The organism is Rhizobium sp. RAF36 (genome assembly GCF_052114105.1).
GTDB lineage: Bacteria > Pseudomonadota > Alphaproteobacteria > Rhizobiales > Rhizobiaceae > Rhizobium.
Window position 1 is genome coordinate 112,710 of the sequence record NZ_JBFREC010000006.1, and the last position, 24,256, is coordinate 136,965.

Consider the following 24,256-nt stretch of genomic DNA (forward strand, 5'->3'; position numbering starts at 1 on the left):
AAAAACCCCTTTCTTTGCCGCCCATATAGAACCTTTGCGAAGGATTTTCGAGTGTGGAATCAACGGCAGGAATAAATTCACATGAAATGGCTGTTGACTCTTTCTGACAGCTCTGGAATCCATAAGAACATAACAGGAACAATTCTGACTTGGAGTGAACGTCATGGCACAGACGGCCGTGACGCGCGAGCGGCTTTTTGCGCTCCGCGAAACCATTGCGAAGCTTGAGGGCAAACCGGTTCCGGCGCTGGCGGCAGCAGAGCAGGAAGCGTTGGGCGCCGGAAATGCGCCACGAAAGAGGGGGAAGGCACCACAATTCTCCTTCGGCGTTCCGCAGCTGGACGAAGCCCTCGAAGGCGGCTTGCCGCTCGATGCCTTGATTGAAATCCGCACCCGGATGTTTCGTGATGCAGGCGTCAGCAGCGGCTTTGCTCTGGCGCTCGCGGCAGCGCTGCAGCACAAGGCCGAGGAAAAAAATCCCGTTCTCTGGATCGCCGACAAGGTCGGATCGATCGAGGCCGGTGTGCCCTATGCGGTTGGGCTCAAGGATTTCGGATTGCGGCCGGAGCTGTTTCTGCATGCAAGTCCGCGCAAGCTGGAGGATGCGCTCTGGCTTGCGGAGGCGGCGCTGGAAAGCCGCGCTTTCATCACTACGATCCTGGAAATTCGCGGCAATCCGAAATCCTTCGGCCTGACCGAAAGCCGGCGCTTTCATCTTAGGGCAAAATCGGCTGGCCGTTCTCTCCTGCTGCTGCGGCAATCAGGAGAGGAAGAGGCAAGCAGTGCCCATGTCCGCTTTCTTGCCGAACCTGCGCCCGCGCGGGAACGGCCTCTGCCGGATGGTTCGATGCTATGCGGCAGCATCGGCAATCCGGTTTTTCATCTCACCCTGGAGAAGAGCCGCAATCCGGCCCCCCTCTCCCTCTTCCTGGAGTGGAACCCCCATGACCGCCAGTTTCTCCCCGTCGATCAATCAGCCGTCACTCGCTTTCCAGGCGAGCTCGCAGCGCATTCTGGCGCTCCATTTTCCGCATCTCTCCACCGACAGGATCGCCCGCAAGAGATGGGGTCTCTCGTGGCGTTCGAAAGGGCATCCTGACGCGGCGCCAATCGTCTGCTCGGGCCGGTCCGACAATACGATGCGGCTGACGGCGCTCGACGAAAAGGCGGAGAAGCTCGGCCTGAGAAAAGGGCTTGGCGTTGCCGAAGCCCGCGCCATTCACCCGGTCATCGACGTCATCGAGGAGGACGCTGCTGCCGACCGGCGCTTGCTGGATGCGATCGCCGACTGGTGCGACCGCTACACGCCGCTGGTCGCCCTCGACGGCAAGGACGGGCTGTTTCTCGATATTACCGGCTGCTCTCATCTTTTCGGCGGCGAAAGAGCGATGCTAAAAGATATCCTCTTGCGGCTCCATCAGATGGGCCTGGACGTGGGTGGTGCGATTTCCTCGTCGCCCGGGCTATCCTGGGCCGTCAGCCGTTTTGGCGAAGGCGGGGTGATTGCCGAGGATGAGGCGGGTTCTGTTCTCGAACCTCTGCCGGTCACCGCGCTCCGCCTCGATGCGCCTGTCGTTGCAGCCCTTCAGAAACTCGGCCTCCGCTATATCGGCGATCTCATGCAGGCGCCACGCGCGCCGCTCACCCGCCGCTTCGGCGCACTTGTTCTTTTGCGGCTTGATCAGGCGCTGGGCCTGGATGAGGAGCCCGTTTCTCCCCGCCTGCCTATTGCCAGCCTTTCGGCGGAGCGGCGGCTTGCCGAGGCGATTACGGCCGAAGAGGACATTCTTCTTCTTGCAGGTCAGGTTGCGCATGCGTTGCAGCCTTCGCTTGAGACGCAAGGCATCGGCGGAAGGGTCTTCGAACTGGTGTTGTTCCGGGTGGATGGCTGCGTCTTTCGAATTTCTGCCGGTACCTCCCGGCCGTTGCGTGATCCGCAGCGCATTGCCAGCCTGTTCTGCGAGCGGCTGACGGCAATTCATGATGATCTCGATGCCGGCTATGGTTTCGAGATCCTGCGGATCAATGTTCTCAGGCATGAAAACTTCCAAAACGAACAGGATGATTTCGAGGGAGAACGGCAGACGGCGATCTCGCTTGCCGGGTTCGTGGACAAGGTTTCGGCCCGTCTTGGCGAGGAATGCCTGATCCGTTTTGAACAGCGTGAAAGTCACGTTCCGGAACGTGCAGTCTTTGCCGTTCCGGCGATCGAGACCTTGAACAAATCGCCCCGGGAGCTGGCCGCTCCGATGGCAAGGGGCGATAGACCCGTTCGCCTGCTTACCATGCCCGAACCGATGGAGGCTTTTGCTGCCGAGGTGCCTGACGGAGCTCCGGCGTATTTTCGCTGGCGGCGTATCCGGCACCGCATCCTGAAAAGCGAAGGGCCGGAGCGGATCGCCATGGAATGGTGGATCGATGGTGTGGATGCCAAGGAGCGTGATTATTTCAGCGTCGAGGACGAGCAAGGCTATCGCTTCTGGATCTATCGCGAAGGTCACTACGGACCGGATATGCCGCAATGGTTCATGCATGGAGTTTTCGCATGACACCGGCCTTTTTCGAAATCGGCGCCAGAACGAACTTTTCCTTCCTGGAAGGGGCTTCCAGGCCCGAGGAGATCGTCACTCAGGCGGCCATTCTCGGCCTTTCTGGCATCGGGATCGCTGACCGGAATTCAGTCGCTGGTGTCGTGCGCGCCTATGCCCAGACGAAGGTTTTCCGCGGCAAGTATGAACGGAAGCTGGCGGGCGAGCTGGAAAAGGATGAAAAGGCGGAGGATATTCTGCAGCCCGTTCCTTTCCAGCCGGGCGCTCGCCTGGTCTTTTGTGATCAGACGCCCGACATCCTGGCCTATCCCAAGAACCGGCAGGGCTGGGCGCATCTCTGCCGGCTTCTGAGCGCCGGAAATCTGAAGGACGGTGCGGTCAAAGGGACGTGTCTGCTGGAGGAGGCGGATATGATGGAATGGGGTGACTGCATGATGCTGGCTGCCGTTCCTTCCCTGGCCATTCTCAATGCCTCTACCCGCAGAGATCTGTTTTCGGATTGCCTCGGACGCCTGAAGGAACGGTTTGGTGCAAATCTGTTTCTGGCCCTGACCCCTGCCTATAACGGCCATGATGCGCTGACGTTTGCAACCTTCTCGAATGTCGCGGCGGAAAACCGCGTCCCGTTGATCGCGACCAATCAGCCCCTCTATCACGACAGAACCCGCAGACCCTTGTCCGATGTCGTGACGGCCATTCGCGAGCACGTGGCCATCCCCAAGGCTGGCTTTCTTCTCGCCCCAAACGCCGAGCGTTATCTCAAGGAGAGCCGCGAGATGTCGCGGCTCTTCAGAAACTATCCCGAGGCGATCGAGAATACCGGCAGGTTCTTTGCCGGGCTGGAATTTTCCCTGGACGAGATCAGCCATAACTATCCGGCAGAAAATGCGCCTGGGGAAACGGCATATGAGACGCTGGACCGGCTGACGCGGGCGGGCGCGATCAAGCGGTATCATCCAGAAGCGGTGCCGGAAAAAATCCAGGAACAGATCGACTACGAGCTCGATCTGGTCAGACAGAAAGACTATGCGGCCTACTTTCTGACGGTTCACAGGATCGTTCATTACGCACGCTACGAGAAGAATATCCTCTGCCAGGGACGAGGCTCGGCGGCCAATTCGGTCATCTGCTATTGTCTGGAGATCACGGAAGTCGATCCTAAAAAAAGCACCCTGCTCTTCGACCGGTTCATTTCCATGGATCGCGACGAACCACCGGATATCGATGTCGACTTCGAGCATGACAGGCGCGAAGAGGTCATCCAGTTCATCTACGAGGCCTATGGACGAAACCATGCCGGGTTGACGGCGGGGGTGACCACCTACCGGACGCGCTCGGCAGGGCGCGAAGTGGCGAAGGCTTTCGGGCTTTCCGAAGACGTGCAGTCGGCAATCGGCAGCCTGGTCTGGGGATGGTCGGACGATAGCCTCTCCGAGCGCGAGGCGAAGGCTGCCGGTCTCGACATGTTCGATCCGATGACCCGGAATGTGCTGCAATATGCCTCCGAGCTTCTGTCCTTTCCGCGGCACCTGACCCAGCATGTCGGCGGCTTCGTCATCACGCGCGACCGGCTCGACGAAATCGTGCCGATCATGAAGACGGCGATGCCCGGCCGCTACATGATCGAGTGGGACAAGGATGATCTGGACAATGTCCGGATACTGAAAGTGGATGTCCTGGCGCTCGGCATGCTGACCTGCCTGCGCAAGGCTTTCACGCTTCTTGAGGATCATTATGAGGTCAGGAAGACCCTTGCCGATCTCGGCAACAGGGAACATGGCGAGGAGGGCAGGCCCGTCTATGAGATGATGTGCCGGGCCGATACGCTCGGTGTCTTCCAGATCGAGAGCCGGGCACAGATGAGCATGTTGCCACGGCTGAAGCCGGACCGGTTCTATGATCTGGTCATCGAAGTGGCGATCGTCCGGCCGGGTCCGATCCAGGGCAATATGGTGCATCCCTATCTCAAGCGGCGCGAGCAGTTCAAAAGTGGCGTCAAGATCGAGTATCCGAGCGAAGAACTGAAACCGGTGCTGGAGAGGACACTCGGCGTTCCCCTGTTTCAGGAACAGGCGATGCAGATTGCTATCACCGCGGCGGGGTTCGAACCAGCCGAGGCCGACAGGTTGCGGCGAGCCATGGCGACGTTCAAAAGGACCGGCACGATCGGAGGGTTCGAGAGCCGGTTCATCGAGGGAATGGTTGCCAAAACCTATTCCAAGGAATTTGCGGAGCAGTGCTTCAACCAGATCAAGGGGTTTGGGGAGTACGGCTTCCCTGAAAGCCATGCGGCCTCCTTTGCCCTGCTCGTTTACGCCTCTTCCTGGATGAAGGCTTACTATCCTGACGTCTTTTGCGCGGCGATGCTGAACTCGCAGCCGATGGGGTTCTATGCGCCGGCACAGCTGGTGCGGGATGCGCGGGAGCATGGTGTCGAGATCCGCGAGGCCGATATCAACCATTCGGATTGGGATTGCCTTTTGGAACATGCGGTTTTCGATCGGCGGCGGATCGATTTTCGTCATGCCGCGATGCGTAGCGTCATTCGATCCAAGCGGGCCGTCCGGCTCGGATTCCGGCAGATAAAAGGCCTTTCGGAAGATGCGATGCGGAGACTGGTGGCGCAGCGCGACGGGGGCTATCGTTCGATCCACGATCTCTGGCGGCGATCAGGCCTGAAGAAAACCGATATCGAGCGGCTTGCCGATGCCGATGCCTTCGGATCCATCGGACTTTCGCGGCGTGAGGCGCTCTGGGCTGTTCGGGCTCTGGATGCGCAGAGCGCAGCGGAGAGGTTGCCGCTGTTCGAGCGCGCAGCTGAAGATGATCTTCAGGTCGAGCCGGAGACAAACCTGCCTGAAATGCTGCCTGGAGAGCAGGTCATCGAAGATTACCGCTATCTGTCCCTGTCGCTGAAGGCGCATCCCGTCTCGTTCCTGCGCGAGGAATTCAGCAAGGCTGGCATCTGGCGCAATGTCGACCTGCTGCAGGTCGAGAATGGCAGGCGGGTGACGATTGCCGGCCTCGTCCTTGTCCGTCAGCGTCCGGGCTCTGCCAAGGGCGTCGTCTTCATGACGCTGGAGGATGAGACAGGGGTGGCCAATGCCATCGTCTGGCCAGCGATTTTCGAGAAGTATCGTGCCATCGTCATGGGTGCGCGTCTGGTAAAGATCCGCGGGAAGCTTCAGAGCCAGAGCGGTGTCATCCATACCGTGGTCGAGCATATCGAGGACATGACGCCGGCTCTCGGTATTCTGCAGCAGGAAGCGCGGCGTTTCGGCGCCAGCGACCGCTCGGATGAAGCGTTACGTCCCACTGTCGATCAGCGGCAGAAGAGGATCATGACCAATCTCGAAAGGGCGGCCTTGGAAAAACGCATGCTCGACCGGACGCGGGAGCCAGCCACCGGAGAAACTGCAAAAGTGATGCCGCGGGGCCGCAATTTCCATTGAAGCCGGAAAATCCTGTAAGAACAAATCGATATGCCGGAGCGCCGCCTTTTGCTCACGCCGATGTGACATTTTGGGTCTTCGACGACGGTTTATGGGTGTCGATTTTTTCTTGACAGCCACCATCTTCTTTAGCAGAAAACACGATAGTGAATGTCATGTTTGGAATGATGACGTGCTCGTCTGCAGCTGCAATTACATAACCGACAAAGAAATCCGGGAGGTTATCAACAGCCTTCTCGATGATGACTGTTGGCAGCTTATCGTGCCTGCGAAAGTCTATCACGCCATGGAGAAACGCGGCCGCTGCTGCGGCTGTTTTCCAAATGTCGTGGATATCATCATCCAGACCACCGAGGACTATCACGCCCGTCGCCACTCGACGGAAGACGAAATATTTGATTTCATGTCCCGCCTGAAGAATTTCCATGAAGAAAACAGGAGAGCGGACATTGAAAGGCGACAAAAAAGTCATCGAGCGGCTTAACGAGGCACTGTTCCTCGAACTCGGTGCAGTCAACCAGTATTGGGTTCACTACCGCCTTCTCGAAGATTGGGGCTACACCAAGCTTGCCAAGAAGGAACGGGCCGAATCCATCGAAGAGATGCATCACGCCGACCGTCTCGTCGCGCGTATCATTTTCCTCGAAGGCCATCCCAACCTCCAGACGCTGGCGCCGCTTCGCATCGGTCAGAACGTCAAGGAAGTGCTGGAAGCCGATCTTGCTGGCGAATATGACGCCCGCACGGCCTACAAGAAATCCCGCGACATCTGTCATGACGCCGGCGACTACGTCTCCATGAAGCTGTTCGAAGAGCTGCTGATGGACGAGGAAGGCCATATCGATTTCCTCGAAACCCAGCTCGAATTGCTCGGAAAGATCGGCGAGGCCAAGTATGGCCAGCTGAACGCCGACTCTGCAAACGACGCGGAAGGTCACTGAGCCCCGAAACGGCCGCGAAAGCGGTTGTCAGATAATGACAAGCCTCGCCAGTTTCTGGCGGGGTTTGCTACCTTGGGCTAGGATACTCATAGGCTTTGCGGGAGCCGTAATGGCTTTCCGAGATTGCTGGCGCCTTCACGCTTCGACGCCGTTTCGATATTGGCGATGCACGCGGCGTGGTGCGCCGCTGCCGGTACAGGCGAATCCTCCTGAGAGCATTGCGCGACCCGTGCTCTCTATTCCGCGACCAATCCAGCCAGATGCGAGAATTCGGCTGCGACTTGTTCGTAGCCCTGCGCTGAAGGTCCGATCAGACCCGGCAGGCCAGTCATCGGCTTTCATTCCCCGGCATCGAATTCCCCTTCATGCGCCCGGTGGCGGCTCGATGGGGATTTCCTTGTTGTCACCTTCGACGCTGAAGGCAAACCGCGGTGCATCGGCCGCAAAACTTGCCTTTTCAGACCGTGTCGATAAGGCGCGGTGGCGGGTCGTTCCAAGCCTTCTTCGGCGCCGTTGCGATCCTCGCAATGAGCGCGGTGGATTGCACCCTGCCAGAACAAGCGAACTCACCTGAAAGGCATTGCGCGGCATGAGCTGCCTATTCCGCGGCCTTCAATCCTGCCAGGTGCGAGAATTCGGCAACGACCTGTTCATAGACCTTGCGCTTGAAGGTCACGATCAGATCCGGCAGGTCGGCCATCGGCTTCCATTCCCAGGCATCGAATTCCGGCTCATGGCCGCCCGGCGGCGGGTTGATGGCGATTTCGCTGTCGTCGCCTTCGAAGCGGAAGGCAAACCAGCGCTGGGTCTGGCCGCGAAACTTGCCCTTCAGGCCGATGCCGATCAGGTGCGGCGGCAGGTCGTAATTAATCCAATCCTTCGCCTCGCCGAGAAGGGAGACGGTTTTCATACCGGTCTCTTCATAAAGCTCGCGATAGGCAGCCTCCAGCGGCTCCTCGCCCTTGTCGATGCCGCCCTGCGGCATCTGCCAGAGCTGCGCCGAGCCGTCATACTCTGAATTGCCGATCGGAATGCGCCGTCCGGCCCAAACCAGTCCCTCACGGTTGAGGATCATCACGCCCACGCAGGGGCGGTAGGGCAGGTCGTCTGCGGTGATCGGCGCCTTGGTCATCAGGTTTCCTCAGGGCTTTTTCGGGTCGTTTGCCAGCGCGGCGACACCGACGATCTCGATGCCGCGCATGGCGGCTTCTTCGCTCCACTTGGAGATGGCGTCAATGCTTTCGTCGAAGGCAGAGGCAACGCCGATCGCCTGACCATTGCGCTTGGCGATGCGTTCGAGCTCGTCAAGTTTCTGCATGATGGCGTTGACATCGAGCTGGCCGTCAAGCTGCAGATCGGCAAATGCATAGGGGAGCTCGGTTCCCCTGGCGACGGCTTCGGTCTTCGATTGCGCTGAGGAACCGTCATCGAGGAACAGCAGGCCGCGCTTGCCGATATCACGCATCACGGGCTCCATCGCATCCGGATTGGAGAGGAAGCGGCCGCCCTGATAATTCATGATGCCGGTGTAATTGGTGATCTCCCCCATGGCGCGGTGCAGGTTTTCGACATTTTTGGCGGGCGATTTCGATGTCAGTAGCGTTTCCGGACCCGGATCGTTTGCCGGGTAATCAAATGGTTCAAGTGGAACCTGCATGAGGATCTCGTGCCCACCTCGCCGCGCGTCCTGCATCCAGCGCTGCAGGCTGTTGCCGCTGGCTGCAAAGGCGAAGGTGATTTCCTCGGGGAGTTCCTTGATGGCGCGCTGCGTGCCCGTCTGGCTGAGACCGAGGCCGCTGACCACAATGGCAATCCGAGTGCCGCGGGCGCCGGACCAGGGCCGCGCATACTGATCCATTGGCCTGCGGCCATCCGGCCCGACAATAGGCAGACGGCCGAAGGGCGAGTCTTCCAGAAGGCTGTGATTCGGCATGGCGGCCATACGCGGATCCTGACCGACCTGGGTCGCGTCGATCAGAGCCGGGCCGTCGCCGTCACGCGGGCGTGGGCTGTATTTGGTGACGACAGAGCCGTCACCTGTCACCATCTTCTCGACATTGGCGCCGGAATGCGGATCGGAACGCGTCATGCCGTTGGCGGTCGATTGATCCGGTGTCGCTGGTGTCGGGACCGCATCTGTGGCGGGTGAAGCCGCTTGCGTTTCGGGCGCCGGTTTCGGTTGTTGCAGGCCGTCATCGCGCATTGCTGTATAAAGAGAAAAGCCGCCTATGCCGATCAGGCAAAGGCTGGCGGCTATCCGGCCTATCCGCAGGATACCTGGCCGCTTCGGGCCAGGTTTACGGTTCTGGCCGAGTGGTGCATGCAAATCCGTTCCCAATTTCCTCGCCCGCCCCAAAACCGGGAAACAGTCAGAATCATCAGGCCGGATGTTACTCCGGCCTGATGCATTTTCTCAATTACTTTGCGGAAACCGCCTTGTCCGGGTTCGGCGGGAAGGCCGGATCGGTCTTCTTGCCGCGCAGCAGATCAAGTGCGTAGTTCAGCTGGACGTCGTCCTTCGGATCCGGCGGCACATAGGCGACCGAGCCCGAGCCTTCATCCGTCTCGCTCTGGCCCTTGATGTGGCCGCGCAGGCTGGATTCGCCCTCGGTTACCATCTTGCCCTTCAGATCATCAGGAAGCGGCTCTTCGACCTTGATATCAGGCGTGATGCCGGTGCCCTGGATCGAGCGGCCCGACGGCGTATAGTAGAGTGCCGTCGTCAGACGCAGCGCGCCGTTTTCGCCCAGCGGGATGATCGTCTGGACGGAGCCCTTGCCGAATGAGCGGGTGCCGAGGATGGTCGCGCGGCGCAGATCCTGCAGGGCGCCGGCTACGATTTCCGAAGCCGAGGCCGAACCGCCGTTGATCAGCACAACAACCGGCTTGCCATCCGTCAGATCGCCCGGGCCGGCATTGAAGCGGCGGGTCTCATCCGGATTGCGGCCGCGGGTGGACACCACCTCGCCGCGCTGCAGCAGGGCGTCCGATACCTTGATTGCCTGATCGAGCAGACCGCCCGGGTTAAGACGCAGGTCGAGGACATAACCCTTGAGCTTGTCGGCAGGAACGGTTTCCTTGATCTTGGTGATCGCCTTCTCGAGATCCGGATAGGTCTTCTCGGTGAAGGAGATGATGCGCAGATAGCCAACATCATCCTCGACGCGGGACTTCACGGCCTGGACGGCAACGACATCGCGAACGATCGTCAGTTCGATCGGCTTGTCGGCGCCCTTGCGGATGAGTGTCAGCTTGATCGGGGTGTTGATGGCGCCGCGCATCTTCTCGACGGCGTCCTCGAGCTTGAGGCCTCGAACGGATTGGCCATCGATCTCGGAAATATAGTCACCGGCGAGAACGCCGGCCTTGGCCGCAGGCGTATCGTCGATCGGGGTGATGACCTTGACGAGTTCGTCTTCCATCGTCACTTCGATGCCGAGGCCGCCGAATTCACCCTTCGTCTGGGTGCTCATATCCTCGGCGTCCTTGGCATTCATGTAGCTGGAATGCGGATCGAGCGAGGAGAGCATGCCGTTGATGGCATTTTCGATCAGCTTGTCTTCAGCCGGCGGCGTCACGTATTGGGCGCGGACACGTTCGAAGACATCGCCGAATACCGAGAGCTCCTTGTAGGTGGAAGCACCGGCCGCCTCGGCAGGCACGCCGGCCGAATAAATGACGCTCATCGCGGTCGCACCCATCAATGCGCCGACCAGAACAAGAGAAGCCCTACGAATCATTGCGTGCCTTTCCAGTGTCTTTGGCGGTCCACCACGGCCGGGAATCGACCGGTTTACCGTCCTTTCGAAATTCAATGTAAAGCGTTGGCCGGTTTGTTTCCAGCGCCAATGCTGTCGCGCTTGCCACTCTTTTCGCGCCCATTGCCGCAAGCGGCTCACCGGCAAAAACGAACTTGCCCTGGCGGGTGCTGATCGTGTCCATGCCGGATAGAACGAGGTGGTATCCGTCGCCTGTATCGAGAATGATCATCTGGCCGTAGCTGCGGAAAGCGCCGGCAAAAACCACCAGTCCGTCGGCAGGTGCGGTGACCACCGAGTCCGGATTGGTCGCCAGCGTCATGCCCATCGCCTCGTGGCCGGTGCCATCGGCATCGCCAAACTGACGCAGAATATCGCCCGCTACGGGCAGCTCCAATTTCGCCTTCAATTCTCCGAACGGATATGCGGGCGCAATGCGGTTTTTATCGGGCACTCCGCTGTCCGCCAGGGCCTTCGCCTGGGCCCGCTGCTCGTCGGTCAGGAGCTTGCGATTTTCCTCTTCGCGCCGTGCCGCTTGGGCAGCTTCGCGCACGGAAGAGATTTCCGATTCCATCGAGGCGACGAGGCCTTCCAGCGTCGTCGCCTTTCCTGCCAACTCCTCCGAGCGCTTCTTTTCGGCGTCGAGTTCGGCAGCGCTGCTGCGGCTGTGCTTGTCGTTTTCGGCGAGCAGGAGATCCATACGGCGCTCCTCTTCGATGCTGTTGGCCATCGTCGCCGTCAGACCGGCACGCTCCTTGGCGCTTGCGGTCTGCAGGGCTGCGAGATTGTTGAGGTCGGCCGCCAACCTATCGGTTTCCTTGCGCATTCCCGGCACGACAGCACCGAGCAGGATGGCGCTGCGAACCGAAGCGAGGGCGTCGTCGGGAGTGACCAGCAGCGCCGGTGGCGGATTGCGGCCCATGCGCTGGAGGGCTGCCAGTACTTCCGCAAGCAGTCCGCGGCGGTCGTGCAGCGAGCGGCGGATGCCGTCTTCCTTGACGCCCAGATCGGCGAGCTTCTTCTCGCTGTCGAGGATCTGCTTTTCCAGCGTCTTGCGGCGGGCGGCGGAATCGATCAGTGCCTGACGGATGCTCGAACTGCTCTTGTCGAGATCGGCGATGCTCTTCTCAAGCTCGTTCACTTTATCTGACGAAAGATTGATCGTCTTCGACAGCGCATCGAGCTCTGCGCGCGTCTCATCGCGCTTCCTCGCCAGCTCGGCGGCGGGGTCAGGCGGTGGCGTGATAGCCTGCGGAGACGGTGCTGCGGCAGCGGGGGCGGCGTCCTGCGCTTGCGCCTCCATCCTCAAACCGGAAGGTGGATTTGCCGCAGCAATGCCAGCCGCAAGCAGAGGCAAAATCAGGCTCATTCGCTTGCGGGCGCTTCTTGTCATGCGTGTTCGGGGCAACTCTCAAAATCGCGCGGAGACTAAGCTGATTTGGCGGCTTTGACCAGAAAGATCGGCGTGCCTGATAACACGGCTGCGTGACCCTCAGACGCGGTGATAGGGATGCCCGGAAAGAATGGTAACGGCGCGGTAGAGCTGCTCGGCGATCAGGGTGCGGACGATCTGGTGAGGCCATGTCATCTTGCCGAGACAGAGCGTCATGTCGGCCCTGTCGTAGAGCGCCGGATCCAGCCCGTCGGCGCCGCCGATGGCGATCGTCAGATCGCGTTTGCCATTGTCGCGATAGGTGCCGAGGGTGTTGGCGAAAGCCTCGCTGTCGAGCGCCTTGCCGCGCTCGTCGAGCAGAATGAGGACGCCGCCTTCGGGAAGGGTCTTCAAAAGCATCCCCGCCTCCTCGCGCTTGCGCGTTTCGGCATTCGAGGCGCGGCTTTCGGCCACTTCGGCAACACGGGAGAATTCGAGCCCGACCGCCGGGCCCGCCTTGGAAAAACGGTCGAAATAACGGGCCGCAAGATCCTTCTCAGGGCCGGATTTGAGCCGCCCCACGGCAAAAAGACCAATACGCATGTCACCCGCTCCTGTTCAGCATTCCGAAGAACGCAAAACCGGCCTGCTGGCCGGTGTCCAATGTTTCCGGCCTTGCTTGCATGCCGCGTCTCAGGCGCCGGTGAAGGCGTGGCGCCTGTTAGTGCAGCGTTTCCTCGTCCAGGTCCGGCGCAGCCCACATCTTTTCGATGTTGTAGAACTCGCGGATTTCGGGGCGGAAAACGTGCACGATGATATCGCCGGTGTCGATCAGGATCCAATCGCCTGCATCCTGGCCTTCGACACGCGCGGCACCGAAGCCGTCGTCCTTGAGGTCGGAGAGGAGATGGTCTGCGATCGCCATGACGTGACGGGTCGATCGCCCTGAGACAACGACCATATGGTCGCCCAGCGCAGATTTCCCAGCAATGTCGATGGTGACGATATCTTCAGCTTTCGAGTCCTCGAGGCTCACGAGGACGGCTTGCAGGGCGCGGGCAGCGGCATCGGCGCCACGTTCCGGGCTCTTCGGGATAACGGCGAGCGTTCTTCCCTTGGCGTGTACTGTTGTCAGTGCTTTCCCTTTCCTGGAATAACAGACATGCACATCAACTGATTTGGGCGTTCCAAATCATGGTTAAGATAGGCATCAAACAATTAATCTTTCAAGACACGGCCGTGGTTTCATGGCGCGAAGACTTGTCTGCGCGATCAACAATTATGACAGGCCGGTATTTCCGGCGGCTGTGTACAGCGGCCAAGGCCACGCGTAAAGTGCAGCGGTTCATTCGGAAAATACTGACTTCATGCCTGATCCCGCGAGACCCAATCTCATTCCAGTGCTGCGCATCAGCTTTCCGCACGAGGACCGGCTCGGGCGCGGCAAGATGGAGCTTCTTGAGCATATCCGCGAGACCGGTTCGATCTCGGCCGCCGGCCGGGCTATGGATATGTCCTACCGGCGCGCCTGGCTGCTGGTCAGCGACATGAACCGGATGTTCAAGCAGCCGGTGGTCGAATCGCAGCGCGGCGGGCAGAAGGGTGGCGGTGCTGCACTGACGCCGTTCGGAGAAGAACTGCTTGCCCGTTTCCGCCGCATGGAGGAAACGGTTCGCACAACGCTGGCGAGCGACCTTGCCTGGCTCGAGGGAAACCGCAGCCCCACCGACGGCGCCACGGAATGATCAGGGCTGCAGCGCAACCGTCTTGATCACGGCAAAGACGGCCTTTCCGGGCGCCAGCGCGAGCTTCTCCACCGACAGTGCCGTGATGCGCGACAGGATGACATCGCCGCCGCAATCGACCTGAACCTCGACCGTGCCATCGTCGGCAGGCGCCAATTCACGGATCGTGCCGTCAATGATGTTGAGGGCGCTCAAGCCCTCGGGCTTCACTGTCGCCAGCATAACGTCGCGAGCCGGGATCAGGATGCGCACCCGTTTGCCCGGCTCGGCCGCGACGCCTGGTAGCTGCAGCTCGGCTGTCTTCAGCGCCACCGTCGCCAGTTGGTGTTTCGGATCGACGCCTGTCACCGTCCCCTCCAGAAGCGCGCCGGCTTCCCGACGTCCCTCGCTTCCCGATGGCCGGCTCAGAATGTCGGCGGCGCTGCCGATCGCTTCCACCCTGCCGTCGCGCATGACGACAACCTGGTTCGCCAGGCGGGCGACCTCGGCGATCGAGTGGCTGACATAGACGATCGGGATCTGCGTCTCGTCGCGCAAACGCTCGAGGTAAGGCAGGATTTCGGCCTTGCGTGCTTCATCGAGCGCTGCCAGCGGCTCGTCCATCAGAAGCAGGCGCGGGGAAGACAGCAGTGCCCGGCCGATTGCCACACGCTGCCTCTCGCCGCCGGAGAGTTTTGCCGGTGCGCGAGTCAGCAGCGGCTCGATCCCCAGCATGTCGATGATGCGATCGAAATTATCCGCGCGCCCGGCTTTCGGCGCGAACCAGCGGCCATAGGTGAGGTTGCTGCGGACGCTCAGATGCGGGAAAAGCCGCGCCTCCTGAAAGACATAGCCGAAGCGGCGGCGGTGACGCGGAACGAAGATGCCCTTGGCAGTATCGGTCAACGGTTCGCCATCGAGAAGCACCCTGCCCTCTTCCGGGCGTGTCAGACCGGCGATGATACGGATCATCGAGGTCTTGCCGGATCCGGAACGGCCGAAGAGCGCAGTCACGCCGTTCTCGGAGCTGAAGGCGCCGTCGAGCCTGAAGGCGCCGAGGCGGTGGCGGGCGTCAACGGTCAGCGTCATGCCGGATCCACTTTCCGGCCGGCGAGATAGGCCATGTATTCGGATGCCAGTAGCGCCGCCATGGAGATGGCGACGGCCACCAGCGTCAGCCTGAAGGCGCCGGCATCGCCGCCCGGCACCTGCGTGAACGTGTAGATCGCGGCGGACAGCGTTTGGGTTTCGCCGGGGATGTTCGAGACGAAGGTGATCGTGGCGCCGAACTCGCCCATGGCCTTTGCAAAAGACAAGATCATTCCCGCGATGATGCCAGGCAATGTCAGCGGCAGGGTGACAGTCAGGAATACCCAGAGCGGACTTGCGCCGAGAGTGCCTGCCGCCTCTTCGAGCTTGCGGTCGACCGCCTCGATGGAGAGGCGAATACTGCGCACCATCAGCGGGAAGCCCATCACGGCGCAGGCCAGCGCAGCGCCCGTCCAGCGGAAGGAGAGGACGATGCCGAGATATTGGTCGAGCAGGCTGCCGACCGGCCCGCGGCGGCCGAACAGGACGAGAAGGATGAAGCCTGTGACGACAGGCGGCAGGATGAGCGGAAGATGGATGATGCCGTTCAGAATCGACTTGCCGTAGAAGCGGCCGCGGGCGAGCAGCAGCGCTGCGCCGATGCCGAAAGGCAGGCTGGCGATCATCGCCACGATGGAGACGCGAAGGCTGAGCATGATCGCCGTCCATTCTTCCGCGCTCAGGCCAAGGGCATCCAAGATCCGTCTTCTCCAAAAATAGAAGGCTCGCAGAAATGCGAGCCTTCACGCTAAGCTGCAGAAAGAAATTCTGCAATCATTTCAGTTCGATCACTTCAGGATCGTGAAACCCTGCGCGGTGAAGAACGCTGCCGCCTTGTCGGATTTCAGGAAGTCGAGATAGGCGGCCGCATCGGCATTCTTGCTTTCGGCGAGCAGCGCCACCGGATAGATGATCGGCGGGTGGGAATCGGCCGGGAAGGTGCCGACGATCGCAACGCCCTTATCGGCGGCTGCGTCGGTCTGGTAGACGATGCCGTAAGGGGCTTCACCGCGCGAAACGAGCGCCAGTGCGGCGCGAACGCTCTCGGCGAAGGCAGCCTTCGGCTCAACCGACTTCCAGATGCCGAGCTTGTCGAGAGCGGCCTGGCCGTATTTGCCGGCCGGAACGGATTTCGGCTCGCCCATTGCCAGCTTGCCGTCGCCGATAAGGCCAGCAAGGTCGAAGCCCTGCTTGATGTCGACGGGCTTTGCCTTGTCCTTGGCGGCGACCAGCACGAGGCGGTTGCCGAGAAGGTTGGAGCGGGTGTCGTCCTTGATCAGCTTCTTGCCGGCGACATAATCCATCCAGTTGAGATCGGCGGAAATGAAGACGTCTGCCGGTGCGGCGTTTTCAATCTGCTTGGCAAGCGCGCCGCTGGCAGCATAGGAGACCACGGCTTCCTTGCCGCTTTCCTTGGTCCAGGCGGCGTTTGCGGCATCGAGGGCGTCCTTCAGGCTCGCGGCGGCGAAGACGGTCACCTTTTCGGCGGCCGCAGCCGGCTGCGGCAGTGTGCCGAGGCCGATAAAGCCGGCGGAAATAGCGGCAATAGCCAGTTTCATCCAATGACGGCGATTCTGCATAAAATTCACTCCCCAGATCGAAATATCGAAGCGAATATATCGATCTGCCTCGCGTTGGCTAGGGATATATTTTCACAAACATATTGATGCGTGGCCGCATTTTCTGCCTAGGTATTGCCACAAATGAATCGATAAATTTGACATTTATCGCGTATAAATTGCAGGTATTCTTGCCTATCGTGCTGCAATTCCAAGTAAAATCTGAAATTCTCTACGTTAAGCTTGATAATCCTGCCTGATATGCTGTTTACTTCGTGCCTATAGATGCGGAAAACGCTATGAAATCACAGGCGAAGAGGATCTGCAGGTTTGATGAACTCGGCGACACGGAAATTCATCTTTCATGATTTACAGACGATCGAAGGATATATCGATCCGCCCGACGCACTTGTGTTCCTCTCTCTGTTGCAAAGACAAAACAGCGACAACCTTGACGGTGGCATAGCCGAGATCGGCGTCTTCTACGGACGCTCCTATTATCTGTTCCGGAAGATCTGCGGGCCGGATGAGAAACTGCTGGCGATCGATCTGTTCGACATCGGCCAGACCGGCGACGGCGCTTCGCCGCAATACGGGCGTTTCCTGGATAACGGACGGCGGCTTGGGCTTGCCGTTGACGAGGCGTTGGTCGTCACCGGCGACAGTACCCGGCTCTCGGCAAGCGAGATAAAGGACAAGATCGGAGAAGTCCGTTTCTTCAGCATCGATGGCGGCCACATGTTGCCGCATATCGTCGCCGATAGCCGGTTGGCGAAGGATAGCCTCGCGCCACACGGCATCATCGCCTTCGACGACACGTTCAATCCGGCCTGGCCGGAGGTTACTGTCGGCGTTGCCGATTTCCTGCGGGAAAACGGTGCGGAGTTCTCTGCTTTCTGCATGACCAAATACAAGACCTACGTCTGCCGCCGGGATCACCATCAGTTCTACTATGACACCATCGCCAATGCGGCGGATCTGACCGCCTTCGACCACACGGAGACGGAGTTTCTCGGATCCAAAGTTGCAAGGCTCCATAATCCAATCAGCAGGCGAATGGTCTACGAACTGATGATCAGGTCTGGAATGAGCGCCTTTTCCGAGCGGGTCTACCGATAGCCCGTTTGGATTGCCCGAAAAACGAGCAGGATCATCCGGAATGCTTAGCCTAGCCTTGCATACTGCGCATTGCTGCATTGCGATATACGATGTTCATTTTTCAATCGATTATGATAGAACTTAAGCATCGAAACGGCCACTCCTCCTCCCAAGGCCGTTCGATATGGATCGGCAACACTCCTCCTCCCAGTTGTCGATCAAGTTTATGAAGCCCGACGGATCCTCCCCCGTCGGGCTTTTCATTTCTGCTCTTCTCACAACTCGGATTATTCGGCGGCCTTGCGGATCGCGGTCGAACTCAGCGCCGAACGTGGCCCATGAATGAAGGTCCAGGCAGGCGCCGGTTTTTTCCAGAGCGCTCTTGCATCGTCTTCATCGACACGCGCGTAGTCGAAGGTCTTCGCCATCTTCGACGACAGGAAGGACAGCGTCGATCCCGGGCGGTCGATGACGGCGATCGGGAAGGTCTTTGCGATATCCTGCCATTTCTGCCACTTGTGGAATGTCTGCAGGCTGTCGGCACCCATGATCCAGACGAAGTGAACATGCGGATTGCGGGCTTTCACCTTCGCCAGCGTGTTGGCCGTATAGCTGATCCCCAGCGCCTGTTCGAAAGCCGTGACCTTGATATGCGGATCCGGCGCGATCGCTTTGCTGAGGGCGATGCGTTCCGCCAGCGGCGCCAGGTGATTACGGCTCTTCAGCGGGTTGCCGGGCGTAACCATCCACCATAGCTGATCAAGCCCGAGACGGCGGATGGCGATCTCGGCCACTAGCGCATGGCCCTGGTGCGGCGGATTGAAGGACCCTCCGAAAAGACCGACGACCATGCCGCGCTCGGTGTGCGGCATGCGAAGATAGTGCCGGTCTAGTCCTTCTGGAATCACGTCAGGGCCGCGTCTGTCCGGTGCCGCGAACGCGGTATTTGAAGGAGGTCAGCTGTTCGACGCCGACAGGGCCGCGGGCATGCATCTTGCCGGTGGCGATGCCGATCTCGGCGCCCATGCCGAACTCGCCGCCATCGGCAAACTGGGTCGAGGCATTGTGCAGCAGAATGGCGGAATCGATCTCGGTGAAGAAGCGCTCGACGACCGCTGCATCCTCCGCAAGCACTGCCTCGGTATGGTTCGAGGAGTAAGTCTGGATGTGGCCGATCGCGCCCGATATGCCATCGACGATGGCAACGGAGATCACTGCGTCGAGATATTCCGTCGACCAGTCTTCTTCCGTTGCCGGCTTGGTGCCGGGGATAGCATCGACCACTGCCGCGGAGCCGCGAATCTCGCATCCGGCGGCAGCCAGCGCTTCCAGCAACGGCTTCAGGTGGGTGCCCACAACCGCTTTATCGATCAGCAGGGTTTCCGCAGCGCCGCACACGCCGGTTCGGCGCATCTTGGCGTTGACGATAATGTCTTTCGCCATGGCGAGATCGGCAGATTTATCGACATAGACGTGGCAGAGCCCTTCGAGATGGGCGAAAACCGGCACGCGGGCCTCGTTCTGGACGCGAGCGACAAGGCTCTTGCCGCCGCGCGGGACGATGACATCGATCGCGCCTTCCAGGCCGCGTAGCATGGCGCCGACGGCCGCCCGGTCGGTGACCGGTACGAGCTGGATGGCGTGTTCGGGCAGCTCTGCTTCCTTCAATCCCTCGACCAGGCAGGCGTGGATTGCCTGCGAGGAGCGGCGCGAATCCGAGCCGCAGCGCAGGATGACGGCGTTTCCGGCCTTCAGGCACAGCGCGCCGGCATCGGCGGTCACGTTCGGGCGGCTTTCGAAGATCACGCCGATGACGCCGAGAGGCGTGCGGGTGCGCTCGATCTTCAGGCCGTTCGGCCGGTCCCAGGCGGCGATGATTTCGCCGACGGGATCCTTGAGTGCGGCAATGGTGCGGATGCCTTCAGCCATCTCGGTGACGCGCTTGTCGGTCAGCGTCAGGCGGTCGACGAACGAGGCAAGCAGAGCCCCGCCTTCGACATCCTTCAGGTCCTTGGCGTTCTCCGCAAGGATGTGTGCCTTGTTCCGGAGGATCGCATCGGCCATGGCGTTCAACGCCTTGTTCTTGCTGTCTGTCGAGGTAAAGCCCAACGGTCGCGCTGCAGCCTTTGCCTTGCGGCCGATGTCGTTCATCAGCACGTCAATGTCAGGGCTCTGCGCAACCGTATCAAGCATAGCTTGCGTCCTTCTTCTGCCTTTCGGATTTCGAACTTATCTGCGCCGTCATCACCATATCGTCACGGTGGATCATGGCGGCGCGGCCGGGATAGCCGAGGATTTTCTCGATCTCAGCCGATTTGCGCCCGGCGATCTGGCGGGCTTCGTCGGCATCGTAGCTGACGAGGCCGCGGGCAATCTCGCGTCCGGAGGGGCCGATGATCGCCACGGCATCGCCGCGGCTGAAAATGCCGTTGATCTTGCGGACACCGGCAGGCAGCAGGCTCTTGCCGGCGCCAAGCGCGGTCATGGCGCCTTCATCGACATGCAGTTCGCCGGCTGGCTGCAGCTGGCCGGCGATCCAAGTTTTGCGGGCGGTGACGGGCGTTCCTGAAGGCGCGAACCAGGAGGAGCGCGCGCCGTTTTCGATGGCGGATAGCGGGCTATCGGTCTTGCCCGATGCGATGATCATGGCGCAGCCCGAGGTCGTCGCGATCTTGCCGGCATCGATCTTGGTACGCATGCCGCCGCGCGACAGCTCGGAAGCCGCACCACCGGCCATGGCTTCGATCTCCGGGGTGATTTCGGCAATCGTCTCCAGGAATTTCGCCTCCGGATCGAGATGCGGCGGCGCCGTATAGAGGCCATCGATATCAGAGAGCAGGATCAGCAGGTCGGCCCCGGTCATGGTCGCGACGCGCGCGGCCAGCCGGTCGTTGTCGCCGTAGCGGATTTCGCTGGTGGCGACCGTGTCGTTTTCGTTGATGATCGGCACGGCGCCGATCTTCAGCAGCTGATTGATGGTGGCACGCGCATTCAGATAGCGGCGGCGCTCTTCGGTATCGCCAAGCGTCAGCAGGATCTGCCCGGCGACGATCTCATCATGCGAGAGGCTTTCGGACCAGGCGCGGGCCAGCGCAATCTGGCCGACGGCTGCGGCTGCCTGGCTCTCTTCGAGCTTCAGGGCGCCGGAGGGAAGATCGAGAACCGACCGGCCAAGGGCGATAGCGCCAGACGAGACGACGAGAACATCGGCGCCCTTTTTCTTCAGCGCCGCGATGTCGGCGCACATCGCGTCCAGCCAAGCCTTCTTCAAACCCGTCTTGCGATCGACGAGCAGTGCGGAGCCGATCTTGATGACGATGCGGCGATGGCGATCCAGAGACTTACGCGTTGTCATCCGTTTCGCTTTCCTCGTCGGAGGCCATATCGCGGTGACGAAGCTTCGGTGCCTTGGCGATCTTTTCAGCCGAGCCGGCATTGGCCTCGGTGATGATCTCGCGCAAAGCGCGCAGCACCTCGGTCATGCCCTTGCCGGTCGCCGCCGAAATCTGGAACGGCGTGCGGCCACAGGCCTTGGCGAGTTCCTTGGTCTTCTTCTTCAGCGTCTCGTCGTCGAGCACGTCGATCTGCGATAGCGCGACGATTTCGACCTTTTCGCCGAGCTCCTGGCCATAGGCTTCAAGCTCATGGCGCACCGTCTTGTAAGCCTTGCCGACCTTCTCTTCCTGCGCGGAGACAAGATGCAAGAGAACGCGGGTGCGCTCGACATGGCCGAGGAAGCGGTCGCCGATGCCGACGCCCTCATGGGCACCCTCGATCAGGCCCGGGATGTCGGCTAGGATGAATTCCTGTCCATCGACCGTCGCGACGCCGAGATTCGGGTGCAGCGTGGTGAAGGGGTAATTGGCGATCTTCGGGCGTGCGCGGGTGACGGACGCCAGGAAGGTGGACTTGCCGGCATTCGGCATTCCGACCAGACCGGCATCAGCAATCAGCTTCAGCCGCATCCAGATGGTCTTTTCCTCGCCTTCGAGGCCAGGATTGGCCCAATCGGGCGCCTGGTTGGTCGAAGACTTGAAATGCGCGTTGCCGAAGCCGCCATTGCCGCCTGCCGCGATGCGGAAGCGCTGGCCTTCTTCGGTGAGGTCGCAGATCAGCGTCTCCCGGTCTTCCTCGAAGATCTGCGTTCCGACTGGTACCTTGAGCGTGACGTCGCTGCCGTTGGCGCCGGTGCGGTTGCGGCCCATGCCGTGGGTGCCGATCTGCGCCTTGAAATGCTGCTGGAAGCGGAAATCGATCAGCGTGTTCAATCCGTTGACCGCTTCGGCCCAGACATCGCCGCCGCGTCCGCCGTCGCCGCCATCCGGTCCACCGAATTCGATGAATTTCTCGCGACGGAACGACACGCTGCCGCCACCGCCGTCTCCGGACTTGATATAGACCTTTGCTTCGTCGAGAAATTTCATTTTACTTCCAGTACCGGTGGCTATTAACGCGCCTTATTCGCCGCTTTCGATATAGGCGGTTCATGCGGAGGTCAAAGAATATCGTGAAGTTTGCGAGCTATAACATACAGTACGGCTTCGGTCTTGATGGGATTTACGACCTTGGCCGCATTGCGGATAGTCTCGAAGGGGCTGACGTCATCGCGCTGCAGGAAGTGACCAGAGGCTCGGAATCGAACGATTTTGCCGACATGGTCGCCGATCTCGCGGCGCTGTTTCCCGATTATTTCTGGGTCTATGGCGCGCCCTTTGATCTGCATGTCGCGGCTGGTGAAAGCGGCTTTCCGCCCCGCGGCACACGCTTCCAGTTCGGCAACATGATCCTGTCGCGCTTTCCAATCCTGTCCTCGCGCACGCATCTCCTGCCGCGCAGCCGCACGGTGTCGAAACTCAATCTGCAGCGGGGGGCGACGGAGGCGCTGATCGACATTCCCGGGCGGCCGCTGCGCGTCTATTCGGTGCATCTCGACCATGTTTCGGTCGATGAGCGCATTGCCCAGATCCGCCATCTCAACGACCGGATCAATGGCTTCTGCCTCGAAGGCGGTGCCGTCAGCGGTGCAGGCGAGCTCGATTTCGAGGAGCTGCCGCTGCCGGAGGATTACGTCGTCATGGGTGATTTCAACATGGTGCCGGAATCGCCTGAATATTGCGCGCTTGCGGGCGCAAAGGACGGATACTACGGGCGTGTCCCGCGCGTCCGCACGCCTGTCGATGCGCTGGCGGCGCTCGATGGCTATCACCCCAAAAGCTACAGCTGGATGGATCCCAAGGATCACGGAAAGCGGATGCATCTCGATTACTGCTTCGTCAGCGGCGGGTTGGCAGGCAGCCTCAAGGCCGCCCATGTCGATACGGATTCGGTCGGTTCGGATCACTTCCCGGTTTGGGTCGAGATCGAAGTCTAGAAAAACGCCGCGGCATTCCTGCCGCGGCGTTTCAGTCTCAGTCAGGCGGCCTTGACGCTTTGCAGCGCGCCGGGCTGGAGGACGGTTTCGACATGCGACACCATGGTGTTGCGGGCGAAACTGTAGATCTCCGAGCACCCGCTCATGCGGAAGCCGAGCTTTTCCTGCAGCCGCAGCGAGGCGGGGTTATCGGCAAAGACGCCGGAGTGAACGGGCATCTCCGGCATCCGGCGCGAAAACCGCTCCAGCACGCCGGCGACCGCTTCGCTCATGTAGCCGCGCCGCCAGTAGTAGCGGTTCAGCCAGTATCCAAGGTGCCAGCGCCCATGGCGAAGCTCGACGGAGACCATCCCGATATGGGTATCGTCTCCGCTGGTGATCGCCAGATGCCAATCCTGCAGCCGCCCCGAGGTGACTGGAACCAGCCAATCCAGGGCGTCCTGCCGGTGGTAGGGTGCCGGCACGCGGGCCAGCATCCTGGTTACCGCGAAATCGCTGAGCGATCCGGCGATGGCATCGGCATCGCTCAGCCGGTGCGGGCGAAGCGAAAGCCTGGCGGTGCCGATGACGGGAACAGCGCCCGGTGTCATCGGCTGGACCTTTTGGCGGTCGAGAAGAGCTGCGCTCATGACAGTGCCCCCCAGCTTCTCAGCGACATCCAGGTCTTGCGGTCGAGCCTGTACCATTCGACCGGGACGTTGGATCCGAGCGCCAGCGACGCGGCAAGACCGGAGCCCTGGAACTGGAAGCCGCACTTCTGGATGACGCGGCGCGACGCGACGTTGGTCACCCGGCAACGGGCGTCGATCTGGTCGACGCTTTCGCGGGTGCGGAACACCATATCGACCAGCGCGTGGCAGGCTTCCGTGGTGTAGCCCTGCCCCCAGAAAGGTTCGCCGAGCCAGTAACCGATCTCGACGGTGCGTCCATCGGCATGCGGTTCCACGCCGCAGCAGCCTATAAACGCGCCGTTTTCGGCTTTGGTAATGGCATAGACGCACTTGCCGATCTCGCCATTCGCCGTTCGACGTACAAAGTCGGCGGCATCATTGGCGGTATACGGGTGCGGCATGCGCGATACCATTGTGGCGACTTTGGCGTTGTTGGCGAGATGGGAAAGGGCGTCAATGTCTTCCACGTGGGGCGCGCGCATGACGAGCCTTTCAGATAACAAGACAGGGCAATCGGTCCTTAACCGCTCCGGCCTCAGCCGCTCCTTGGGAGACCTCTGGTCTTCCCGGGGTGACCTTGATTGGTCGACCCTGATCAGTTCGCCTTGCATGTTCAGTCCTCCTTATGGACAAAGAAAAAGGGGAGATGGCGCCCCATCTCCCCTGTTTTCT

23 protein-coding genes are annotated in these 24,256 nt (G+C 60.6%); 8 read left to right on the plus strand and 15 right to left on the minus strand.

The genetic code is table 11. The features are described from left to right. The first annotated feature begins 163 nt into the window (after positions 1-163). From AB4Z25_RS20780 to bfr, 5 genes are all read left to right on the plus strand, one after another. Entirely contained in the window at positions 164-1,099 is a 936-nt protein-coding gene (locus AB4Z25_RS20780) for an ImuA family protein (protein WP_442208900.1), read from the plus strand. Between the two features lie 10 nt (positions 1,100-1,109). Beyond that, on the plus strand, positions 1,110-2,549 hold the full coding sequence (locus AB4Z25_RS20785; RefSeq protein ID WP_442208976.1) for a Y-family DNA polymerase: 1,440 nt from the start codon (positions 1,110-1,112) through the stop codon (positions 2,547-2,549). Continuing rightward, positions 2,546-6,001: an error-prone DNA polymerase gene (locus AB4Z25_RS20790; RefSeq protein ID WP_112540394.1), complete on the plus strand. Its 3,456-nt coding sequence runs from the start codon at positions 2,546-2,548 to the stop codon at positions 5,999-6,001. Before AB4Z25_RS20785 ends, AB4Z25_RS20790 begins: the two co-directional genes overlap by 4 nt. 91 nt (positions 6,002-6,092) lie before the next feature. Beyond that, a complete protein-coding gene (locus AB4Z25_RS20795; protein ID WP_112517865.1) occupies positions 6,093-6,485 on the plus strand; it encodes a (2Fe-2S)-binding protein in 393 nt (130 codons plus the stop codon). Continuing rightward, complete coding sequence (gene bfr, locus AB4Z25_RS20800; protein ID WP_148194370.1) at positions 6,451-6,942, plus strand: bacterioferritin; 492 nt, start codon at positions 6,451-6,453, stop codon at positions 6,940-6,942. Before AB4Z25_RS20795 ends, bfr begins: the two co-directional genes overlap by 35 nt. A gap of 598 nt (positions 6,943-7,540) precedes the next feature. Here the strand turns inward: bfr and AB4Z25_RS20805 are convergent. The 6 genes from AB4Z25_RS20805 to rsfS form a co-directional block, all read right to left on the minus strand. Further along, on the minus strand, positions 7,541-8,074 hold the full coding sequence (locus AB4Z25_RS20805) for an RNA pyrophosphohydrolase (RefSeq protein WP_112517864.1): 534 nt from the start codon (positions 8,072-8,074) through the stop codon (positions 7,541-7,543). A gap of 9 nt (positions 8,075-8,083) precedes the next feature. Further along, positions 8,084-9,280, minus strand: coding sequence for a divergent polysaccharide deacetylase family protein (locus AB4Z25_RS20810; RefSeq protein WP_112540395.1), 1,197 nt, complete (start codon positions 9,278-9,280; stop codon positions 8,084-8,086). Positions 9,281-9,359: 79 nt separating this feature from the next. Further along, a complete protein-coding gene (locus tag AB4Z25_RS20815) occupies positions 9,360-10,682 on the minus strand; it encodes a S41 family peptidase (protein ID WP_112385952.1) in 1,323 nt (440 codons plus the stop codon). Continuing rightward, the gene (locus AB4Z25_RS20820) at positions 10,672-12,063 is read right to left on the minus strand and encodes a murein hydrolase activator EnvC family protein (protein WP_442208978.1); all 1,392 of its coding nucleotides are present in this window, start codon (positions 12,061-12,063) and stop codon (positions 10,672-10,674) included. The genes AB4Z25_RS20815 and AB4Z25_RS20820 overlap by 11 nt, the downstream gene beginning before the upstream one ends. A 129-nt stretch (positions 12,064-12,192) precedes the next feature. Beyond that, positions 12,193-12,675: a 23S rRNA (pseudouridine(1915)-N(3))-methyltransferase RlmH gene (gene rlmH, locus AB4Z25_RS20825; protein WP_112517861.1), complete on the minus strand. Its 483-nt coding sequence runs from the start codon at positions 12,673-12,675 to the stop codon at positions 12,193-12,195. Positions 12,676-12,793: 118 nt separating this feature from the next. After that, on the minus strand, positions 12,794-13,240 hold the full coding sequence (gene rsfS, locus AB4Z25_RS20830; protein ID WP_112385950.1) for a ribosome silencing factor: 447 nt from the start codon (positions 13,238-13,240) through the stop codon (positions 12,794-12,796). Between the two features lie 199 nt (positions 13,241-13,439). Between rsfS and AB4Z25_RS20835 the strand changes: the two genes are divergently transcribed. Continuing rightward, positions 13,440-13,817, plus strand: coding sequence for a winged helix-turn-helix domain-containing protein (locus tag AB4Z25_RS20835; RefSeq protein WP_112540396.1), 378 nt, complete (start codon positions 13,440-13,442; stop codon positions 13,815-13,817). On the opposite strand, the gene modC is transcribed toward AB4Z25_RS20835, so the two are convergent. From modC to modA, 3 genes are all read right to left on the minus strand, one after another. Next, the gene (gene modC / locus AB4Z25_RS20840; protein ID WP_112540397.1) at positions 13,818-14,885 is read right to left on the minus strand and encodes a molybdenum ABC transporter ATP-binding protein; all 1,068 of its coding nucleotides are present in this window, start codon (positions 14,883-14,885) and stop codon (positions 13,818-13,820) included. Beyond that, a complete protein-coding gene (gene modB, locus AB4Z25_RS20845; RefSeq protein WP_112540398.1) occupies positions 14,882-15,583 on the minus strand; it encodes a molybdate ABC transporter permease subunit in 702 nt (233 codons plus the stop codon). Before modB ends, modC begins: the two co-directional genes overlap by 4 nt. A gap of 90 nt (positions 15,584-15,673) precedes the next feature. Further along, complete coding sequence (gene modA / locus AB4Z25_RS20850; protein WP_112540399.1) at positions 15,674-16,465, minus strand: molybdate ABC transporter substrate-binding protein; 792 nt, start codon at positions 16,463-16,465, stop codon at positions 15,674-15,676. Positions 16,466-16,777: 312 nt separating this feature from the next. Between modA and AB4Z25_RS20855 the strand changes: the two genes are divergently transcribed. Further along, positions 16,778-17,563 carry a class I SAM-dependent methyltransferase gene (locus AB4Z25_RS20855; RefSeq protein WP_112540400.1) on the plus strand — a complete coding sequence of 262 codons (786 nt, stop codon included), beginning with the start codon at positions 16,778-16,780 and terminating at the stop codon, positions 17,561-17,563. Between the two features lie 266 nt (positions 17,564-17,829). Here AB4Z25_RS20855 and AB4Z25_RS20860 read toward each other — a convergent pair whose 3' ends face one another. The 4 genes from AB4Z25_RS20860 to obgE are packed head-to-tail and all read right to left on the minus strand — an operon-like array spanning position 17,830 to position 21,966. After that, a complete protein-coding gene (locus tag AB4Z25_RS20860) occupies positions 17,830-18,414 on the minus strand; it encodes a nicotinate-nucleotide adenylyltransferase (protein ID WP_442208904.1) in 585 nt (194 codons plus the stop codon). A 37-nt stretch (positions 18,415-18,451) separates the two neighbouring features. Beyond that, positions 18,452-19,735 (minus strand): glutamate-5-semialdehyde dehydrogenase, encoded by a 1,284-nt coding sequence (locus AB4Z25_RS20865; RefSeq protein WP_112540402.1) that lies wholly within the window; start codon positions 19,733-19,735, stop codon positions 18,452-18,454. Further along, positions 19,728-20,897 carry a glutamate 5-kinase gene (gene proB / locus AB4Z25_RS20870; protein WP_112540403.1) on the minus strand — a complete coding sequence of 390 codons (1,170 nt, stop codon included), beginning with the start codon at positions 20,895-20,897 and terminating at the stop codon, positions 19,728-19,730. The genes AB4Z25_RS20865 and proB overlap by 8 nt, the downstream gene beginning before the upstream one ends. Continuing rightward, positions 20,884-21,966 (minus strand): GTPase ObgE, encoded by a 1,083-nt coding sequence (gene obgE, locus AB4Z25_RS20875; protein WP_112385941.1) that lies wholly within the window; start codon positions 21,964-21,966, stop codon positions 20,884-20,886. The genes proB and obgE overlap by 14 nt, the downstream gene beginning before the upstream one ends. Before the next feature lie 83 nt (positions 21,967-22,049). On the opposite strand from obgE, the gene AB4Z25_RS20880 reads away from it, so the two are divergent. Beyond that, complete coding sequence (locus AB4Z25_RS20880; RefSeq protein WP_112540404.1) at positions 22,050-22,913, plus strand: endonuclease/exonuclease/phosphatase family protein; 864 nt, start codon at positions 22,050-22,052, stop codon at positions 22,911-22,913. A gap of 41 nt (positions 22,914-22,954) precedes the next feature. Here AB4Z25_RS20880 and AB4Z25_RS20885 read toward each other — a convergent pair whose 3' ends face one another. Together AB4Z25_RS20885 and AB4Z25_RS20890 are read right to left on the minus strand one after the other, a co-directional pair. Continuing rightward, a complete protein-coding gene (locus tag AB4Z25_RS20885) occupies positions 22,955-23,503 on the minus strand; it encodes a GNAT family N-acetyltransferase (RefSeq protein WP_112386070.1) in 549 nt (182 codons plus the stop codon). A 35-nt stretch (positions 23,504-23,538) separates the two neighbouring features. Continuing rightward, on the minus strand, positions 23,539-24,195 hold the full coding sequence (locus AB4Z25_RS20890; RefSeq protein WP_112540405.1) for a GNAT family N-acetyltransferase: 657 nt from the start codon (positions 24,193-24,195) through the stop codon (positions 23,539-23,541). Positions 24,196-24,256 lie beyond the last annotated feature (61 nt).

Bases quoted from the DNA above. Each gene is read 5' to 3' on its own strand.
- AB4Z25_RS20780 (WP_442208900.1), top strand. From the start codon at position 164: ATGGCACAGACGGCCGTGACGCGCGAGCGGCTTTTTGCGCTCCGCGAA.
- AB4Z25_RS20790 (WP_112540394.1), top strand. From the start codon at position 2,546: ATGACACCGGCCTTTTTCGAAATCGGCGCCAGAACGAACTTTTCCTTC.
- AB4Z25_RS20795 (WP_112517865.1), top strand. From the start codon at position 6,093: ATGGGTGTCGATTTTTTCTTGACAGCCACCATCTTCTTTAGCAGAAAA.
- AB4Z25_RS20805 (WP_112517864.1), bottom strand. From the start codon at position 8,074: ATGACCAAGGCGCCGATCACCGCAGACGACCTGCCCTACCGCCCCTGC.
- AB4Z25_RS20815 (WP_112385952.1), bottom strand. From the start codon at position 10,682: ATGATTCGTAGGGCTTCTCTTGTTCTGGTCGGCGCATTGATGGGTGCG.
- rlmH (WP_112517861.1), bottom strand. From the start codon at position 12,675: ATGCGTATTGGTCTTTTTGCCGTGGGGCGGCTCAAATCCGGCCCTGAG.
- AB4Z25_RS20835 (WP_112540396.1), top strand. From the start codon at position 13,440: ATGCCTGATCCCGCGAGACCCAATCTCATTCCAGTGCTGCGCATCAGC.
- modC (WP_112540397.1), bottom strand. From the start codon at position 14,885: ATGACGCTGACCGTTGACGCCCGCCACCGCCTCGGCGCCTTCAGGCTC.
- modA (WP_112540399.1), bottom strand. From the start codon at position 16,465: ATGCAGAATCGCCGTCATTGGATGAAACTGGCTATTGCCGCTATTTCC.
- AB4Z25_RS20855 (WP_112540400.1), top strand. From the start codon at position 16,778: ATGAACTCGGCGACACGGAAATTCATCTTTCATGATTTACAGACGATC.
- AB4Z25_RS20860 (WP_442208904.1), bottom strand. From the start codon at position 18,414: ATGCCGCACACCGAGCGCGGCATGGTCGTCGGTCTTTTCGGAGGGTCC.
- AB4Z25_RS20865 (WP_112540402.1), bottom strand. From the start codon at position 19,735: ATGCTTGATACGGTTGCGCAGAGCCCTGACATTGACGTGCTGATGAAC.
- proB (WP_112540403.1), bottom strand. From the start codon at position 20,897: ATGACAACGCGTAAGTCTCTGGATCGCCATCGCCGCATCGTCATCAAG.
- obgE (WP_112385941.1), bottom strand. From the start codon at position 21,966: ATGAAATTTCTCGACGAAGCAAAGGTCTATATCAAGTCCGGAGACGGC.
- AB4Z25_RS20885 (WP_112386070.1), bottom strand. From the start codon at position 23,503: ATGACACCGGGCGCTGTTCCCGTCATCGGCACCGCCAGGCTTTCGCTT.
- AB4Z25_RS20890 (WP_112540405.1), bottom strand. From the start codon at position 24,195: ATGCAAGGCGAACTGATCAGGGTCGACCAATCAAGGTCACCCCGGGAA.